Here is a 17127-nt window from a genome sequence, read left to right on the forward strand (position 1 = left end):
TATGGACCCACCCTGAATCTACGGGGCCCAGGCTCCGCACATCAGATGCTCGGTAATTTAATTGCCGAGTAGTTCACTGCATTTCACATAAATAAAGAGAATCCATATTATAAAACCGTTGATGGTATCCTTTATTCCAAGGATGGAAAATCGCTGATTCTTTGTCCGCGTGGAAAGGACGGTACAGTAGATATACCGGACGGTACAGAATATATATGCGAAAAAGCATTTTCAAAAAGTCACATTTCAGCTATAAAATTCCCGGATTCATTAAAGGAAATAGGTCCATTTGCTTTTGACTGCTGTGAGAACCTCGCAAATATTGATTTTGGTCATGGAATTCGGCATATCGGTTCTGAATCTTCAAGTAATATTTTTAGGAGTTGTGCCTCAATTGAAAAAGCAGATATCCCATCACAGGTTGAGTCTATTGGAAACAGATTGTTCCTGAATTGCCGTAACCTCAAAGAAATCATATTTCATAATGGGCTTATATCTATCGGCGAACTGGCTTTTGTTGATACAAAGGTGGAAAGGTTATCGATACCTGCGACAGTGGAACGGATTGGTGTAAGCGCTATGAGCGAAGTTAAAGACATCAAGATTGCAAAAGGAGGTAATCCATTTGGACTAATCTGTGCTGTTACGAAAGACCCGTCTTTAGAATCAAATGCTGAAAAGTTATCAGATATTGTCAAGATTGAATATGAAGGAGAAGGGGACTTATATCTTCCCAAATATATGACAAACGAAGGCATTAATAAAGTCAGCAGTGAGATTTCTGTTTATGGCTACAGCGATGAATTCGCCGGGCATACATACGAAATGGGAGTTGCTTCAGACGTAAAACAAAATATCGCGATTCAGATATATCAGTACACGAAAGATTCAGGAATTGCATCATATCTTAAACGTGTCAGTACTTCAATTTCTAAACGTTTATTAAAAGATGGTAAGGAAGAGGCTCTGATTGGATTTATCAAAACCGGATTGATGACGAAAAATGCACTTAAAAATACATTAAAAGAAGCGAATAAGATTAACGCTACATCTGTTTCTGCATATATTTTAAGTATGATGGACGAAGACAGCTCAAAGACATCATTCAGGCTGTAAGACGAAAATCGAGATACGATATGGTTTTCTGAACCTTGACGTAGCATTTCTGGCCGGATTTTTCCGGCCTTTTTTGTATCTTTTATTTTTTTATATTTTTTCCAATTTCAAGTCCGTACCTGTATCCGTTTGCGAACGTAGACGATACAGACACCAAAAACATTGATGCAAGACCCAATCCAAACAAGAAACCTGTAATGAAACGCCTTGCGTTTGTGCTTTCATATGGCGTCAGCCGTTGCACAAATCCGTCAATCAGCATAGGAATCATGATTGAGACAGATATTGCAAGGCATGGCTTCCAAAACCAGAATAATATGACGCCAGACGATATTCCCACCAATTCGCCGGTGCATCTGGCGCATAGAGGGAATTGCTTTCCGTGGTAAAAAAATGACCTTTCAGGTTTTTGATGGCATCCGAATATAATTGGCAGCCATCTGCTCAGCGTGTTGTTACCCATATATATTATCATTATCGCAGAACTTAATCTATCCTGCCCTCTCCTTTCTACAAAAAAAACCAAGCCCTGCATGAAATGCAGGGCTTGTGCTGCTTAATCAGGTTACTGAAAATCATTAAAACGATGCAGAGCCAAGGCCTACACCAATTCCAACCACTGCGACAAGTATATACCACAGTATTACAATGCCGACAGATACTAAAGCTCCAATTCCAGCGGCCTTTGCATTCTTTGGCTTTGTGTCATGCCAAACAAGAAAAAGGATAAGGCCAACAACAGGAATACAGCATCCGAGGACGCCCCACCCAATGCTTCCACTGTCGTCAATTGGCTGCTGTTCGTTCTGTGCTACTCCACAATGCGGGCAGACTGCCGCTTTGTCATCAATCTCTTTTCCGCAATTTTTGCAAAACATACTATCACCTCCTGTTTTTTCTTATTTTTCAGCATGTCTTTCTGACATCTTCGTGGATAACTCGTTTGAGAAATCCTTTGTTAATTCGCCTTTGCAAGCAAGGATAATAGCAAATACCGGATAGACGATAATTAAACCGAGTGTATATAAAGTCCCTTTCCCAAAAGCCTTGCTTATTCTGCTGTACAGCATGATGCTCAGAATGAAGTTACAGATTGATAATATCATTCCAATAATGACAAGCGTATGATTGTTGCTTTTGACGCACAAAACGGTTAATATGTACATAACAATCCATGCTGCAAATACTTTATTATTCCAAAATGAATCAAACAAAAAATAGTCGTTCACGTAAGGAATAAGTCCTGGCCACTTTTTTCTGCCAATCTTGCCAAGCAGCATATAATTTGCAATAAGTGAAGCAATAAAGTAAGCAATCAATACCACAAAAATTACTGCCATTCCAGCAAATAAATTTGAAAGCTGTGAATACATAGCATTTCCTCCTTATAGATTGTTTTAAGGCCGGCGTATCACTTAGCCGGCCTGCGCCTGCTTCTTTCAATAGGCCTATTGACTCTGCTAGGTTCGTTACCAGATTAAAATTAATCGTTAAGATGGAATTTGAAACGAACGCCATACTTATCAGGCATCTCTTCTGCACGCTGCACAACAAGACTTTCGTTCATATAATCACGCAGCAGGTCATATGCATTGTTGTCACCGATTTCTTTTTTCAACATAGCGTAGCCGTTCTTGAGAACACCAAGAAGTTTTGTTCTTGTTCCGATTTTATAATGGTCAAGAAAGAATGCAATGACTGACAGGTATTCTTTCTTTTTCATTTCGGTCTTACTTTCGCTGCTTGGGTCGTGCTGGACGCAAATAACCTCGTATTTTCCTTCAATGAAACTCATTAGCCAAAGGCTGTATTCTTTATCTGTATCTGGAAGTGTTACTGGAACGGAAATATTTTTTCCACTGTCATTAAGCAAGACGTTCACGCGGTTCCTTCCAATCGGTCTGATGCTATCCGGCGGAATCTCTACTGCATGGAATCCATACTCGTTCCTGCCATCGATAATCGTCATGCAAGCGTCTGTTAAAAGATTTTCTTCAATAATCAGGTTTACCATCTGTTCTGGGGTTTTATAAGCCATAATTTTATCTCCTTTTTTTTCTTAATTTTTTCCTGTGCTTCCAAATCCACCGCGGGATACATCGTTTAGGTGTTCTACCTCCTGGATTTCAAGGACAGGCATCTTCTCTAAAATCCTGAATTGACAGATACGGTCATTCTTCTTGATTTTTGTATCTTCGACCGCATATACCGGCATCATCCACTGGTCATTTTCTCCGCTGTATGAATTATCTATGATTCCTACGCTGTTCGTCTGGATGATTTTCCAGTTCTTGAATGTGCTTGACCTTGGTACAATGTGTGCTTCATATCCGTCAGGAAGGACCATTCCGACTCCAAGAGGGATAAGCGCAAAATCTCCTTTTTTTAATGAAATATCAATCGCGCTTCTTAAGTCAATCCAGTCTCCTTTCTCTGTTTTTTTTAGTTTTTCAATATTTTTATCAAAATACTTGATTCTTAATGGGAGTTCCATTTTGTTTAATCTCCTTTTCTCATTTATTTTTTTTATCGTCGGACAGTTATGTCTGTCTGTGACTTTCGTTCTATATTAATATGACGAAAAAAAATATAAAGGTGATATTTTTGCGAAAAAAAATAAAAAAAAGATGATGGTAAAATCCATCATCTTCTATATGACTTGCTAGCACAACGAATTAACAGTGTTTTCTATATAGGCATACAGCTGAGGGCAAGAACGCTGCAGGGCTTCCCTCTCACCGTCATAGTAACGATAGAAACCATCTGCCCAAAACTCGTGAACGTCATAATAAAAATTAATGTTAAATGTATTTACAAATGCTGCGCTTTCAGCATTGTAAATCTGTGCAAATTCAGGCGTATCACTCAGATATCCTTCGGTATCATCTACGTAATGCCCGAACTCATGTATTGTTGATTCCTCTATTGCTTTACTTCGTTGCTCTATATAGATAGCGCTTAAGTCTTCTAAAGTAGCACCCATTACGGAACCATACTGACCGCCAAAGAACGTCGAATCAATATCCTTATCTGTAACATAGATAGACCAGCCGTCGTTTACAAAGTTTTCAAGTAAGCCTTCAGGCAATGTGTTTAACAGTTCATTTGCTCTGTCGACTGATTCCTGACTGACATTTCCGTCAGGGACTACAATGCTGTAATAAGTCTCTTCGTCGGGTGTGCCCACATCTGCTGCCAGTACATTCAACGGGCTCAGGCAAAGACCTGCCACTGCAAAAAATACTGTAATTAATCCTGTTGCTTTCTTTTTAAATCTTGTTGTTGTCATTTTTCTTGCTTCCTTTCTTATCTTTAATCTACTTCGCTAATATGCTAGATTTTAGGGAAACAAAAAAAGCGCGCAGTGTTTTTCTGCGCGCAGGTATATATATTTACCGTTCGTCAAAATCCATATCAAAATCACCAAACTCAATATCTATATCGTTAATAATAGCATTACTATTCGGGATATCCTTCTGTCCGATGCCATCCACGTCTTTTGAAACGGTGTCTATGGCATTCGCAAAGTCAACGCTTCCGGACGGACTTACCATGCTCTTGTCTATAACGTCAATGGCGGTTTTTATTTCTTCATACGACCGGCCACTGCACCAGTTGACAAACTGCTCTTTGCTGCCATCAATGCACCTGTTAAAATCATCTGCCATTTGTACTGCTATCGGTTCTATCCTTTGCTGCATTTTTTCTTGGTCCGCATTGATTGTCGTAATATTTTCCATGTCTTCTTTGGCTTTTTTTTCGAATGCGCCAAGTTCACCAGCGCCATCGATGGACGGGAGGCCGCGGCCAACCTCCGGTTGTCCGTCGGTTCTGAGATTGCTGGACGTGTACGGGACCCCGTCCACGCTCTGCACTCCGACTCCGTCGTCGTTTGTCAGCCCTTGCGGGCTTGGTGAAGGTGAACGTAAGTTCATTTTTAATCTGGTAACGGCTCCGGCTTCCGGCCGGGGAGTTATCACCGAATCATTTCGGGTATTGTCTTTTATTACTTTGTTCAAGTCTTGCACATCTTGCATATACTCTTTTTCATATCGAATAATATCTTTCGTCATTGCCGTCAGGGCGTATGTCTCTCTGCTTAATTTCTCACGCACGGTGTTTTTTACCAGGTCTTTTTCTTCAGTAGTGCTACACCGCTCACACAACGCAACATATGCCTTATAGGCAGAGACGCCTTTCTCTCCGTTGGCCTGTTTCTTATATAAATCTGCCACATAGCCGGCAACCCGCCTTACGTCATTGTTGTTACTTAAGCCTTTTTTACCTTCTGCCCTTAAGCCAAATTCCCTGGCTTCATTTGCTAAGATGAACTGCTGCTTATATCCAAAAGAGCCTTTGTCGTAACTTAGTGGAATTTTTTCAGCCATCTTCGTAATAAACTCTTGCTTTTCTTTTTCAGTACTCATCTTTCCAAGTGTATTCTCTAAATACTCATGAAAAACCTGACGTATTTCTCCCTTGCTTTCCTGCATAGATGCCTTCAGTAAGTCCATCGCCCGGTCCACACCAGTTGTTTTTTCGCAGCCTTCAGATATTTTTGACATAATATCTCTGGCCTCTTTGGTCACGTTCCGTGCGGCAAGTTCGTCCGCCAGGATATTTGTTAGCCTGGAGTATCTTACGACTTGGTTATCCCTCATATTTGATTCAGCCTTGAATGACTCTATTCGGTCGTGCATGTCTTTGACTGCTGCATCCGCATTTGGATATTCTTTATTTATTGTTTTTCTTACTACATCCATAGCAATTTTATAACATCCATCTGCGTAATTTCGGAAGCCGGAGGATTCTGGTTTGTCAGGAACTTCTTTTTCCTCCCTTTTTACCTCTTTACTTTTTACTTCTGTATTGAAAGCCTTTTCAGCCTGCTCAGCCCTTTTGTTCCATTCTTCAAATTTATACACCTTATCCCAGGAGCATCCGTCTTTAATGTTTTTTTCAATATCTGCTTCATATTGTCCTGCTTCATATTTTGCAATAAATGACTGCAGCTGTACTTTTACTTCTTCACTTACCTTATCTTCAGAAGCACCCATAGCCTGCGTGAGCCCTTGCACGTAATTATCAAACAACTCTTTCTGTGTTTCTTTTCCTTGTGCCCTGATATATGAAACGTCCATAACAAAGATATTCTCTGCTTCTTCTTTCGTGAGTATTCCTGAAGTCATCAAGCAGGCCTGTGTGATACCTTTTGTTTTATAAGCCTCTTTCATTATTCCATAAAATGGAGATTCGGAAGCATCATGCTCAGGCTGTTTTTCTTCTTCTTTTTTATCTTTGTCTGCTGTATTAGAAGGTGTATGATACGCTATTGAATCCGCTATAAATGTCACCGCTTCTGTAATCAAGTTTTCAAGGTTTGTTAGTGTACGAAGGGCGAAATTGATGAATCCCGTATCGTACTTATCTTTCGGCCTTTCAAGGTTCTTTTTCCATTCTTTTAGGCTGTCTTGCATTTCTTTTAACCGGCGGTTCATACGGCTGCTGTCTTCAAACTTTTGCCACGATGAATCTTTTTCCTTTTCGGTTAATTTAATTCTATGTGTTTCGTATTTATTTTGATTTGTTTTGTTATTGTGTTTGATTGCAGAGTCCAGCGCTTTGCGGCCCTCAAAATCAAGTTGTTTGTCAAGGATATTTATTGCTGATTGAAAATCAGCCGGATTCGATACTTTTTCCGTTTCCAGTATGGCAAACTTAAAGTCTGTGATTGTCTGTACTTTCGTTTGTGCCTGCTCTTCGTCTGAAAGTCCTTTGGCTCTTCTATCTCCGTCTTGCAGTATTTTTATAAGGTCCTCTGCGATTGTTTCTGCCTTAACCGGATTTGACACAAATAGCCTTACATTGTTATCTGTTCCGTATTCTTTTACGATATTATTTAAGACCATTTTTTTTGCTTTATCTATATCAGATTCATAGCCTTGCTTCTCTGTTTCTTTTTCCATCTCACGGCCGATTGAGTCAATAACATCCTGCAAATCTGACTTCTTTACATTACTCATCAATTCTGCAAATTGCGATTTTATAAAGTCATCAGTCTCTTTTGTTTTTCCAAATTCAGTTCCGTATTTATTTAATAATGCCACAGTTTCATGTACGGTCTGTTGGTATCCATCCATTACTTCATCATGAGTTTTCAGAACACTGCCTGCTTCTTTGTTATATAAGTCCAGCACTTTGTTAAGTTTATCGGTTCCAGCCTGAGATAAGCCACGATATAAGTTATTAATGTATGCCTGCTGTTCTTCTGGTTCTTTTAATGACAATTCCTTAAGCCGTTCTGATAGTTCATTTTTTAAAGCATCTATTTTGTTATTTTTATTGTCTTCCAATTTGTGAGCCAAACGCTCTTCTTTTTCGAAAATCATAAATAAAACCTCCTTTGTTCTATTTCCTGTATTTACTATTTACAAAATGCAAAATCTGAAGTAAGAAAAAAATAATCTTATTTTTGTATATGCTTATTTCTATTTTTTGCATATTAAGTGTATACAGATTGATTCAGAAGGAGGAAGAAAATGAGAAACAGATGTATGTTTGAGAAAATGGCCACCGGGATAGCACTGGCGGCGGCGGTGATGGCCGGCGTGGCGGTGATGCCTGGAAGCGGGCATGGGCTAGTGGTTGAGGCTTATGCCGCAGATGCAAGTAATCAGAATAGTCAGAATATTCGGGGGGAGGGTACCAGGAGCGAAGATGGCGTAGGCAAGACAGGCGAAGCGGACGGTAAAGAGGGCGATGCTGAAGCTGGCGCGGAGAATGGAGAAGGCATCTATGAATTCAAGGATAACAAGACGACCGGTACCGTGACCATCACCAAGAAATGGGATGACGGGCTGACCAATGCAGAGCGTGAAATCCCGGATATGTATTTAAGCACCGAAAAGCCGAGTAAAAGCACAAAAGGATATACAGTTACGTTTCACGGGAACGGGCTGAAGTTCGCAGACGGGACCGATGAGAATATGGTGGTTTATAACTCTTCCGGGCAGATTGTGGAGGGGAGTTATAAGGAAGCAGTAGGGACTGGAGTTGGATGGTACAGTGATGAGGCATGTAAGAGCAGAGTAATAATTTCTGATGATGGCATACCGCAGGGCAAGCTGACCGGGGATTTGGATTTGTGGGCGAAAGAGATGACGTTTGAGATTAAAGGGTATACTGACGACTATCAAAAAAAATATAATGATTTCAATTATTTAATTCCAGATACCGTGACCGAAGTTATCTTTACCGATGAAGCAAAGCCAAAAACGAAAGAAGTCATTGATGTTGATGCGGACGGAGATAGCGGCGTTGTTGCATGGCTGGATGATGATGTTGGGACGGTCATGAAAGTGTCTGCACAGGTTCCAGGTGTAAAAGTACAGGCTGCAAAAGACAGTAGATATATGTTTTATAATAGAAATAAACTTCAAAAAATTGATTTAAAGATGCTGGATACGCAAAATGTGACGGATATGATGAGTATGTTATCCGACTGCTCAGGCCTCACCAGTCTGGATTTATCGCCACTGGATACGCAGAATGTGACGAGAATGAGCTTTATGTTTTCCAGCTGCTCTGGTCTGACAAACCTGGATTTGACGCCGCTGGATACACAGAACGTGACAAATATGAGAGACCTATTCGGACTCTGCTCCGGCCTCACGAACTTGGATTTGACTCCGCTGGATACACAGAAGGTGACGGATATGAGTGGCATGTTCCATGACTGCTCCGGCCTGAAAAGCCTGGATTTGTCTCCACTGGATACGCAGAATGTAACAAATATGCAATGGATGTTTAACGGCTGTTTCAGCCTGAAAAGCCTGGATTTATCTCCACTGGATACACAGAATGTGACGTATATGAGAGGAATGTTCCAATACTGCTCCGGCCTGACTAGCCTGGATTTAACTCCGCTGGATACACAGAAAGTAACGAACATGTGGAGTATGTTCTACGGCTGCTCTGGCCTGACAAGTCTGGATTTGACTCCGCTGGATACGCAGAATGTGACGGATATGAGGGACATGTTCGCTGGCTGCTCTGGTCTCACCAGCCTCACCACTGGCACCACTTTCAAATTTATTGGCACGGGTTATTATCTCTCCGGCACCTGGCAGAACACCGCCGGTGAAACCTTCAACGGAAACTATAATACAGCGAATTTCCCCTCCAACGTCGCCGACACCTACACAAAAATATAAAATTAACACATCAAACAACAAAGGGCTGCCGCCACAAATGCTTTTGTGGCGGCAGCCCTTACCTTACCTGTCTCATCTCCTCATCTCTTTCTTTTCTTTCCTTTTCTTCTTCTTACCTTTCTTCTTCCCCTCTTCCTTTTTTGTTCATTATTTGATAAATCGATGTTTATGTTTTGTTTTTTTATCCCTCCATCAACACGCCATCTTCTCCCTCAGCATCCCAATCCCGTCATGATAATCCTGTCTTACCCGGAAAACAGTTTTTCCGAGCTGCTTTGCAATAGTTGTAAACGGAAGACCGTCTACAACCTTCATCTTAATCACACAGCTGCTTTCCGGAGGGATTCCAGACAGGATGTCATCCACAATAAAATCATCCGTCAGGGACATGCTGGTGCCGACCTCTGCCAGCACTTCATAAGATACTTTCGTGTGGTCTACTTTAAGCTCTCTTTTGGCTATTTTATGACTAAGCCCGGTTGCTTCTGCGATATTCTCTACGGTCACTTCCTGGCCATTTGTTTCAATCTTTGTCTTTGCGCGTTCCACGGCAGTATGTAATGAAGCAAAATATTCTGAAGACTCGGAAGCCATGAATCGCACGTATTTACTGATTTCTTTCTTTATATAAGGTGTGCAGTGTGTCGTAAACGCTCCTTTGCTGGCATCATAACTTGTCATGGCATTCATCATACCAATTGCTCCGTGCTGGAACATATCAGGAGTTTCGTTATGGAATGTTGGATAGTATTTTTTGATTACATAATAAATATAGTCTCGGTACTTTTCAATCATCTTTTCATTTCCTGCTTTTCGGTCTTTTTTGTACACCTCGATGATGTCTGCGTCACTCATATAGTTCTGATATGTTTTATTTCCCATAAACATCTACACCTCTTTCTTAAAATGCAATCGTGTTTTTGTCCCAATACTTGTGTCGGGGGAGCGTAAGATTCTCCCAGGTTTTACTTTTAGAAGGCGGTCTCCTCCTCTCGCCAAAGTAATATGCGTACTTTTTTATGTGTTTTTGTTTTTTTGCGGATTTTTTTTGAAAAATTTTTTTATTTTTTTTTCGGTCTATCATTTTATGTATGTCAATATTAATCAGTACAAAGAAAGGAGATACTAAATGATGAAAGAGTATCGCAGCAATGCATCGAGCAAGGCATTATTTGTTTTAGGAGGTATCCTGGTTTTTATCTGTACATTTATTTTTATGACAAACCTGATGAAAACACCTGTATATGGAAATTCCGTTCCTAGAGCGAGTCACTCATATTCTGTTTCTGCCGTGACAGAGTCGGAAAACTTAAGCGATACTTTGAAAGGAGGTAATATTAAATAAAATTACCAGCAGGAAACGCACGATAAGTGTGTTTCCTTTTTTATGCTCTTCGGTAAGTAGATTTACTATCAGTCACTGGCTCAGCGTTCTCTGCTGAGCTGTCAGAACTTCGTAAATATTCCAAAGATATACAATATTCCTAATATCATCAGTAAAACGCTTAAAGCTTTTATGATATTCAATACAACCCAGTATGTACGGTACCTTCCAAGCCATCCTCTGAATACCCACATGCCCATTTTGTCTGATTTTTTTAGGTTGCAGTTTCGGCATGCTGGCGCCAGGTTTTTTATATCATTGACGCTGCTGCATCCTTTCATGGACAACAGTATTCTTGCTATTGCGTTTTTTTGTGTTTTCGCGACGGGGATGATATGGTCTACAAATACATTCTTTTTTGATAGTCTCTTGTTGCAATATCTGCATCGGTATGGTCCAGATGTCCTTGAAAAAAACACCTGGCGATAATTGGAGGCACGCTCATATTCAACTCGGTAGCATTCATACCTCACGCCTGCCAGTTTCAACTTTTTGATTATTTTTTTGGGCTTATCTATATAATTGTTTACACAACAGTTTTTCTTATATTTTGTATTTTTTTTCTGCACCATTTTGCTTATTCGTTTTGGTGTATTTTCTTTTATGTATACTTTTAATACCCAATTTCCGCTCATCTTTTATCATCCCTGCTCTTCTGTAAATTGTTTCTAATTACAAAATGCAGAATTTAACAGATAAAATAACGATTGGCCGTCAAAAAATAGGCGTAAAAATAGCAGCTGCCTGCTTACAGCAGCCGCCATATATCTATCTATGAATTTATTTTTTGTTTTTCCTTACTATTATATTTTCGCTTCCAAACTGGATTCTGGCCTTCTGGAGTAGCTCATCGTTGATAGCAATGTCTCCGAGAAATTCCTGTCTTTTTGATGTTTTAGACGCGATTCTCAAATAGTCACCTATTCCAGGATTATTTTTCATGAAATTTTTTGCTGTGTGCCTGAGGTTATTCAGCGAAGCATCGTCTGTTCCAATCCAAAGCGTTGAAGATACATCTTTTAATGCATTGGCTGTCTGAAGGATTAGAGAGCTGTTTTCGCCAGTTCCTCTGACCTTTCCCTTGATAAATACAAGTCCGTCTTCTTTTAATTCTGACTGATATTTCTGAATTCCGTATTCAAACAGCAGTACATCGATATGTCCGGTTGTATCTTCAACATCCAAAATCATCATGATGTTTCCATTTCGGGTGATTTTCTTTTTGATGCCCGTAATGACTCCTCCAATATAAACTTCTTCATTTTCATTAATTAAAGAATCTTCTCTGGTAATATCAGCAATATCTACTGCACCATGCTTCTTCGTAATGTCAACGATACAGGAGGCCGGATGTTTTGTTACATACATTCCAGTGGACTCTTTTTCTTTTCTGCAAAGTTCAAGATATTCAAGTTCCGGAAGTTCTGGAAGGTCGTATACCCCCTTGTCTGTTTCAAGCCCGAAATCAAACAGAGTAAGTTGATTCTCGTCTTTTGATTTGTTTGCTTTCTTGATAGCGGCAACCATGCTTCCGATGCCTTCAATCAAAGTATGTCGTGTATATCCAAATGAATCCAGTGCACCTGATGCGGCTAGATTTTCAAAAACATCCTTATTCGCATCTGAATGTCTTTCGATGAAATCATATAATGATGTATATGGCTTAGCCGTTCTCTCTGCTGGAATGCTCTTTGCAATGCCGTCTCCAACTTTTTTAATTGCGAACAAGCCAAAACGGATACATTCTACGCCATTTTCATCTGTTTCAATGGAGAAACCATACTGCGATTTCTGAACATCTGGTGGTAAAATCTTTGTCCCCGCCAGACGATAGGCATTAACATATTTCATCAACTTATCGGAGTTATCCATAACAGATGTTAAAAGACCCATTGCAAATTCAAGAGGGTAATTCGCTTTCAAGAAGGCCGTCTGCAAGCTGATTGCAGCATATGCTGCAGCGTGACTTTTATTGAAAGCGTACTTCGCAAAATCAACCATCTGGTCCCAGATTTTTGTCGCGACTGCTTTAGAGATTCCTCTTTTTGCACAGCCATCAATACCAAGTTTTTCATCACCACAAATAAAGTGTGGTCCCTCCTGGTCCATGATTTCCTGTTTCTTTTTTCCCATTGCCTTACGCACTACATCGGCACGGCCCATTGAGAATCCGGCCAGTTTTTGCACGATTAGCATGACCTGCTCCTGATAAACGATGATTCCATATGTAGATTCAAGAATTGATTTTAATTCTGGTGTATCATACACAATTCCTTTCGGATTATGCTTATTTCTGATATATTCCGGAATATAATCCATAGGACCTGGTCTATAAAGGGCAACTCCCGCGATGATATCCTCAAAGCAGTCAGGCTGTAATTGTCTCATGAATTTTTTCATTCCATCAGACTCTAGCTGAAATACACCGTTTGTGTCTCCATCGGAAATCATTTTCAGTGCTTTTTTATCGTTTAGGATTTCCTTAGTCCAGAGTGGAATCTGTTTTCCTGTCCTTCTTTTGATTTCTCTTTGTGCCGCGTCAATAATTGTCAGGTTTCTCAGCATCAAGAGGTCTTTTTTCAGATTTCCGAGATGCTCGGCCTGGTTCATATCATATTCGCAAACAAGCAGCCCAGATTCAGAATCAACCCTGCATGGGAATAACTGTTCACATGGAATCGGTGTCGGGATATGTCCGCAAGCATGCGTTCCGGCTGACTTCTTTACACCTTCAAGTTTTAGTGCGATTTCCCATATTTTTTCAAGTCGTGGGTCGCTGTGCACATATATCTGAAGTTCTGGGTTCATTCCCCATTCTGTTTTTAAGTCATGGTTTTCATTGATAAATTTCGCCAGTTTATTACCAACTGCAACATGATTCTCAATTCCAGATACTTTTGCGCATCCTTTTAAAACATTTTTTGCCTGCATAGTGCCAAAAGTTTCAATTTTGGCAAAACAGTCATGACCGTAATCATCGGCTTCTGCCGCTATAACGTCATCTTTTCTAAGGTACTCGAAGTCGGTGTCGATATCCGGCATCGATATTCTTTCCGGATTTAAAAAACGTTCAAACAGAAGGTCATACTGCAATGGGTCAAGGTCTGTAATTCTCAGACAATAATTCATACAGCTTCCAACGCCAGACCCTCTACCAGGTCCGACAAGGATACCATTGTCCTTTGAATGTACGATTGTCTTTCTGATATCAAGGAAGTATTGTGCAAATCCCATTTCCTTAACAATTCCAAGCTCGTAGTTTAATCTGTCTTTTGCAATTTCTCTTCTTACATGGCCTAAAGGATACCTTTCTTCAAAGCCTTTCCATGCTTCATCCTTCAGGTATGCGTAATAATCGTTATTATACTCTTCCGGGACATGCACTTTAGGCATTCGGTAATGTCCATATTCAAATTCAAAATTGCATTTTTTTACGACTTCTTGTGTATTGTAAATTGCTTCTGCGCAATAAGGGAAAAGTTCAAGCATCTCCTCTTTTGATTTCAAATAATAATCTCCGGAGTTAACCATTCGGTTATCCTCATTAATTTTCTTGTCCATCTGCATACAAAGTAGCCAGTTATGAGCCTCTTTGTCTTCTTTGTTAACGTAATGGCAGTCATTTGTGGCGATAAGTTTTACCCCACATTCTTTTGACAGCTTTAGTAGTTCAGTGATTACTGTTCTTTCATCAGGAATTCCATGGTCCTGGATTTCCAGGTAGTAATCCTCACCGAATACCTCTTTATATTCCATGATGATTCTTTTTGCCAGTTCAACGTCACCTTTTACGATGGCCTGCGGGACTGCTCCTGCAAGGCAGGCAGACATTACAACAAGGCCTTCACTGTGCTCTTTAAGTAAATCGAAATCAATACGTGGTTTGTAATAAAATCCTTCTGTATGGCTTCTCGTCAGCAGGATGCAACCATTTTTATAACCAATTTCATTTTTAAATAAGATAATCAGATGGTTATAAGCCTTTCCTTCCAATCCTTTTTTTTCAAATCTGGTTTTTCCATATGGTGCAACATAAGCCTCAAAACCGCCGATAAATTTAATTCCTTCTTTCTTGCATTCGTCATATGCAGTTACCAATCCGGCCATTGTGCCATGGTCTGTGAAAGCCAATGCATTCATACCAAGTTCTTTGGCACGTGCTACGTAATCTTTTACGTTTCCAAGTCCATCAAGCAAACTATAGTCTGTATGGACATGAAGGTGAGAAAATCCTTCTTCGTTTATTAAATTCATAACATTGTCTCCTTTTCTTTGTATAAACTGTTGTTACGAATTTAATATGCTGGATTAAAAAAAATCCTGAAAATATGGTTTGTGGAAATCAGTAGACATTCACTAAGAATATGCAGCCAAAGTATTTTGAGGTAAACACTCGCTTGCCGGGCGGGCTGTATATTCAGGATGAACCTCTGTGACAACTATTTTAGTTGCGATTGTATGATAAAAAGATGGGTTTCTGGAGTCTCCACGATACGATTGTAAGGATTTGATTCCAGATGTAGATGTGGGAAATTGCCGTAAATAAAAATAAAACGCTATATATCACCTCTTATTTTCAATCTATTTGTTGTCATATTTTTATTACGGCTACCATCTTTTAGTAAAATCAGAACATGTGTTCTTGATTTATGGGTGTATAATATCATAGTTAAATAACAATAGACTGGACTAAGACAATAAAAAAGCGAAAATATGTTCGTTTTTTATTTTTTTATTAAACATATCTTTTTGCGATAAAATTCTGCATATTATTATCGACGGGCGGGAGAACCGAGACTAACTTTGATACCTCGCCGTATCGGCTCGGTATCAATTTGCGCAGCAAATGTCAAGCGAAGCCGTAAGGCTGAGTGCAGAGATTGAAATTGATAACTCGCCAGCGAAGCTAGATTTGGTGTCGAGTTTCGGCTATGGATTAGTCAAAAATATTTGGCAAACCCCAAAAAATAAGTTAAAGGAGACAAAAAAATGAAAACGATAAAATATTGGCTATCATTCTTATCATTGATTCTGCTTATCATAATTCCATGTGGAGGCATCTACTATCTTACAACGCGTCCTGGCTTTAATCTAATCAGCTTCGTTTCTGATAATATGGTCGTTGTCTGTATTGTATGTGTTGTCTGGGTTGTCGCATTTAAAACATGCAACACATGGTATGAAAAATCAAAATACAACAAAAACGTTGACGCGTTCGGTATGACAAGCAGTTTTGACTATTTTAAGCTTTCTGACAAAGAACGAAAAGAATACGATAAACAGCGTAAAGAGGAAATGAACCGTGTTCTTCCCGATTCTACAATCCGAAAAGCAACGCATGCCGGCTCTAAAAATCCCGAGCGAGATATGGCTGCATTATCCGGTATGGATTGCGTTAAGGAAAAAATCGAGGAAATCGTTGCAAGAGCAAACTATGATAAGCAGCAGGGCAAAAAAGGGGAAGGCTTCAGCTCGCATTATGTTTTTTATGGCGCCCCTGGTACCGGCAAGACTACATTTGCCAGGATTTTAACAGGCTTTTTATATAAGAATAAAATCATCCAAAAAAATCAGTGCATAGAGGTTGATGGCAACCTTTTGAAAGCCTCCGCGCCAGGTGCAGGCGGTATGAAGGCTGAAATCTTAGTCAAATATGCTATGGGTGGAGTTTTATTTATTGATGAGGCTTATTCAATGGCTGAAGGGTATGGAAATGAGGCGGTTGACACTCTTATCAAACTCATGGAAGATATGCGTGGCAAGTTTGTTTTAATTCTTGCTGGATACACGGAGCCAATGGCTGAATTGCTCTCTTCCAACCCGGGGTTCCGTTCTCGTATTAAAGACTATCTGGAGTTTCCGGATTATACAGTTGATGAAGCGTCTGCGATTTTTAAATCGATGGCCAATGGTGCTGGATTAAAAGTCAGTAAAGAAGGAATGGAAAAATTCCGTGAACGCTATAAAATTGAGCTTCATAAAGCAGATTTTGGTAATGCAAGAACAGTAAGAAACATTTTGGATGAGGCTATCAGTAAACATGCTTTAAGGCTTACGCGTGACCGTAAAGCTAAAACAAACCTATTAACATCAGCAGACATTAATGACGAGTCGAGAAAAATAATATAACTTAAATTGCGCAGGCCTACTTCTTGAGGCCTGCAATTTTTTTTGTTTTTTTACAAATTTGTGTTACGTATTTTTATTTTTTCGGCATATTAAAATAGTAAGGATACAAATGCCAAAATAGCTCAGCTGGCAGAGCAGCTATCTCGTAAGTAGCAGGTCGCGGGTCCGAGTCCCGCTTTTGGCTTCTCTGTTCTGGTGATGTAGAGTTCTACTCAAAACAGAAGCAGGACAGTTTATATATAGTTACCTGCAGGTGACAGTAATATATTAACCATGGCCGTCTGT

The 17127-nt window shown here is 39.8% G+C and carries 14 protein-coding genes and 1 tRNA gene; 5 read left to right on the forward strand and 10 right to left on the reverse strand.

The window, feature by feature from the left end; translation table 11 throughout:
- Positions 1 to 192: 192 nt before the first annotated feature.
- Positions 193 to 1116: a leucine-rich repeat domain-containing protein gene (locus AB5026_RS14420; protein ID WP_368213626.1), complete on the forward strand. Its 924-nt coding sequence runs from the start codon at positions 193 to 195 to the stop codon at positions 1114 to 1116.
- 82 nt (positions 1117 to 1198) lie between these two features.
- On the opposite strand, the gene AB5026_RS14425 is transcribed toward AB5026_RS14420, so the two are convergent.
- From AB5026_RS14425 to AB5026_RS14455, 7 genes are all read right to left on the reverse strand, one after another.
- Positions 1199 to 1651 (reverse strand): DUF2085 domain-containing protein, encoded by a 453-nt coding sequence (locus AB5026_RS14425; protein ID WP_368213603.1) that lies wholly within the window; start codon positions 1649 to 1651, stop codon positions 1199 to 1201.
- A 43-nt stretch (positions 1652 to 1694) separates the two neighbouring features.
- Complete coding sequence (locus AB5026_RS14430) at positions 1695 to 1994, reverse strand: zinc ribbon domain-containing protein (protein WP_195657113.1); 300 nt, start codon at positions 1992 to 1994, stop codon at positions 1695 to 1697.
- 21 nt (positions 1995 to 2015) lie between these two features.
- Positions 2016 to 2489: a DUF5684 domain-containing protein gene (locus AB5026_RS14435; protein ID WP_368213604.1), complete on the reverse strand. Its 474-nt coding sequence runs from the start codon at positions 2487 to 2489 to the stop codon at positions 2016 to 2018.
- 110 nt (positions 2490 to 2599) lie between these two features.
- The gene (locus tag AB5026_RS14440; RefSeq protein WP_265191431.1) at positions 2600 to 3154 is read right to left on the reverse strand and encodes a hypothetical protein; all 555 of its coding nucleotides are present in this window, start codon (positions 3152 to 3154) and stop codon (positions 2600 to 2602) included.
- A 21-nt stretch (positions 3155 to 3175) separates the two neighbouring features.
- Positions 3176 to 3610, reverse strand: coding sequence for a dUTP diphosphatase (locus AB5026_RS14445; protein ID WP_368213606.1), 435 nt, complete (start codon positions 3608 to 3610; stop codon positions 3176 to 3178).
- Between the two features lie 168 nt (positions 3611 to 3778).
- On the reverse strand, positions 3779 to 4405 hold the full coding sequence (locus AB5026_RS14450; RefSeq protein ID WP_368213607.1) for a hypothetical protein: 627 nt from the start codon (positions 4403 to 4405) through the stop codon (positions 3779 to 3781).
- A 103-nt stretch (positions 4406 to 4508) separates the two neighbouring features.
- Positions 4509 to 7505 (reverse strand): hypothetical protein, encoded by a 2997-nt coding sequence (locus tag AB5026_RS14455; protein WP_368213608.1) that lies wholly within the window; start codon positions 7503 to 7505, stop codon positions 4509 to 4511.
- A gap of 150 nt (positions 7506 to 7655) precedes the next feature.
- Between AB5026_RS14455 and AB5026_RS14460 the strand changes: the two genes are divergently transcribed.
- Positions 7656 to 9329, forward strand: a complete 1674-nt coding sequence (locus AB5026_RS14460) for a BspA family leucine-rich repeat surface protein (protein ID WP_368213609.1) — start codon at positions 7656 to 7658, stop codon at positions 9327 to 9329.
- Positions 9330 to 9521: 192 nt separating this feature from the next.
- Here AB5026_RS14460 and AB5026_RS14465 read toward each other — a convergent pair whose 3' ends face one another.
- The gene (locus tag AB5026_RS14465; RefSeq protein WP_195657106.1) at positions 9522 to 10211 is read right to left on the reverse strand and encodes a sigma-70 family RNA polymerase sigma factor; all 690 of its coding nucleotides are present in this window, start codon (positions 10209 to 10211) and stop codon (positions 9522 to 9524) included.
- A 247-nt stretch (positions 10212 to 10458) separates the two neighbouring features.
- Here AB5026_RS14465 and AB5026_RS14470 point away from each other — a divergent pair, with 247 nt between their 5' ends.
- Complete coding sequence (locus tag AB5026_RS14470) at positions 10459 to 10674, forward strand: hypothetical protein (RefSeq protein ID WP_368213611.1); 216 nt, start codon at positions 10459 to 10461, stop codon at positions 10672 to 10674.
- 101 nt (positions 10675 to 10775) lie between these two features.
- On the opposite strand, the gene AB5026_RS14475 is transcribed toward AB5026_RS14470, so the two are convergent.
- The gene (locus AB5026_RS14475) at positions 10776 to 11348 is read right to left on the reverse strand and encodes an HNH endonuclease (RefSeq protein ID WP_368213613.1); all 573 of its coding nucleotides are present in this window, start codon (positions 11346 to 11348) and stop codon (positions 10776 to 10778) included.
- 145 nt (positions 11349 to 11493) lie between these two features.
- Positions 11494 to 14967 carry a DNA polymerase III subunit alpha gene (dnaE, locus tag AB5026_RS14480; RefSeq protein WP_265191369.1) on the reverse strand — a complete coding sequence of 1158 codons (3474 nt, stop codon included), beginning with the start codon at positions 14965 to 14967 and terminating at the stop codon, positions 11494 to 11496.
- Between the two features lie 735 nt (positions 14968 to 15702).
- On the opposite strand from dnaE, the gene AB5026_RS14485 reads away from it, so the two are divergent.
- Positions 15703 to 16842 carry an AAA family ATPase gene (locus AB5026_RS14485; RefSeq protein WP_195657102.1) on the forward strand — a complete coding sequence of 380 codons (1140 nt, stop codon included), beginning with the start codon at positions 15703 to 15705 and terminating at the stop codon, positions 16840 to 16842.
- 111 nt (positions 16843 to 16953) lie between these two features.
- Positions 16954 to 17026, forward strand: a tRNA-Thr gene (locus AB5026_RS14490).
- Positions 17027 to 17127 lie beyond the last annotated feature (101 nt).

This window comes from Blautia sp. RTP21359st1_E11_RTP21359_211015 (genome assembly GCF_040910705.1).
GTDB lineage: Bacteria > Bacillota > Clostridia > Lachnospirales > Lachnospiraceae > Blautia_A > Blautia_A fusiformis.